Origin of the sequence: Salinisphaera hydrothermalis C41B8 (genome assembly GCF_000732535.1) — a bacterium.
Lineage (GTDB): Bacteria > Pseudomonadota > Gammaproteobacteria > Nevskiales > Salinisphaeraceae > Salinisphaera > Salinisphaera hydrothermalis.
This window is the reverse complement of sequence record NZ_APNK01000081.1, coordinates 1-1,445: the sequence shown is the minus strand read 5'-3', so window position 1 is coordinate 1,445 and position 1,445 is coordinate 1. Positions and strand designations below refer to the sequence as shown.

The 1,445-nt window shown below is 61.7% G+C and carries 1 protein-coding gene; it reads left to right on the top strand.

The annotated features are described in order from the left end of the window. The first annotated feature begins 239 nt into the window (after window positions 1–239). Window positions 240–1,418: an IS110 family RNA-guided transposase gene (locus tag C41B8_RS19130; RefSeq protein ID WP_037341993.1), complete on the top strand. Its 1,179-nt coding sequence runs from the start codon at window positions 240–242 to the stop codon at window positions 1,416–1,418. Window positions 1,419–1,445 lie beyond the last annotated feature (27 nt).

The following is a 1,445-nucleotide window of genomic DNA, read 5'->3' as shown; positions in this document are numbered from 1 at the left end:
GGGGTCTATCTTCGGATTCTGCAGGCAGCCGAGGGTGTAGAAATCGGCTAGACTCGATCCCGTGGCGAGGGTGTGGCTCCTGGGGTTCGCATCCGTAGCCGGATGCTCGACTCTGAAATGCCGCCCTCGTCACCTGCATCATCCGGAACGTCTGCCGAGGATGATGCCAGCCGATGGGCCGTGGCTTCCAGATAGACAAGACGCCGGGTGATCCCGGTTTTTTGTGTCTGGAGGTCGAGATGGTGGCGTCGATTCGAGTCGCGGTGGATGTCGGTAGCCGGTTTCATTCGGTGGCCGTGGGTGATCCGACGGGGCAGCTTCTGGATGAGTTCACTATCGATCACCGCCGCGATGGCTTCGAGCGGTTCTTTGCCCGCATCGATGGCTATCAGGCACGCGACGTACGCGTTGCGATGGAAGGCTATGGCGGGTGGGCTCGGCCGCTGGACCAACAGGTGCTGGCGCGGGGCTGGCGGCTGTTCAACGTCAACAATCTCAAGCTGGCGCGGTACAAAGAGATCTTTCCGGCTCCGGCCAAAACTGATGCCATCGATGCCCGGCGCATGCTCGAGCTGTTTGCCTTCGATGGGCAACGGCCTTTGGTTCGTAACGTCTTGGCCGAGATCAACCCGGTCAGCCAAGCCCAGCGGCAACTCAAATATTTGACGCGCCGTCGACGGCATCTAGTGGCCGACCGTGGGTTGAGGCTGACACGGCTACGCGTCGACCTTCAGGCCGTATGTCCCGATCTGTTGGGGCTTACGCGGGCCGTGGATAACCGCTGGTTCCTGCGTTGGCTGACCTGCCGGGACTGCTTGACGGCCTTGCCGCGGCTGCAGGAGAAAACGATCCTGGCGATCCCAAGTATCGGCGCCAAGAAGGCCCCGCGGATCAGGGCATGGCAAAAGCAAGCGACGTTCGGCCCGGACATCGACCTCTATGATCGCGACATCGTGGCCGATGCACAGGCCATTTTGGATCTCGATACCCAACTGACCGACTTGAATCAGCGGATCGACGCGGTGGCCGCCGACTGCTCGATCACCCAGCGCCTACGCTCCATTCCGGGCTTCGGCGTCACCGGTACCGCCGAACTGGCCGGTGAAATCGGCGACCTGGCCCGTTTCAATCATGAAGCCAGCCTGGCGCTCTATCTCGGCATGGCGCCGCTGGACCAAGCCTCAGGGCTGACACGCCGGGGTCGCCCACCCAAATGCGTCAACAGCCGTTGCCAGAACGCGATGATGACCTGTGTCGTCCGGCACATGCGATGCGTGCCGGAGTCACGCGCCTATTACGATCGCAAACGGGCACAGGGCAAACGGCATAACCAAGCGGTTCGGGCGCTGGGGCGCCATCTGACCCGGGTGATCTGGCGCATGCTCACCCAAGAGCGCGATTATGAGCTGAAAACTTGAAAATCCTAGAGGGATGTTCGGGTCTTG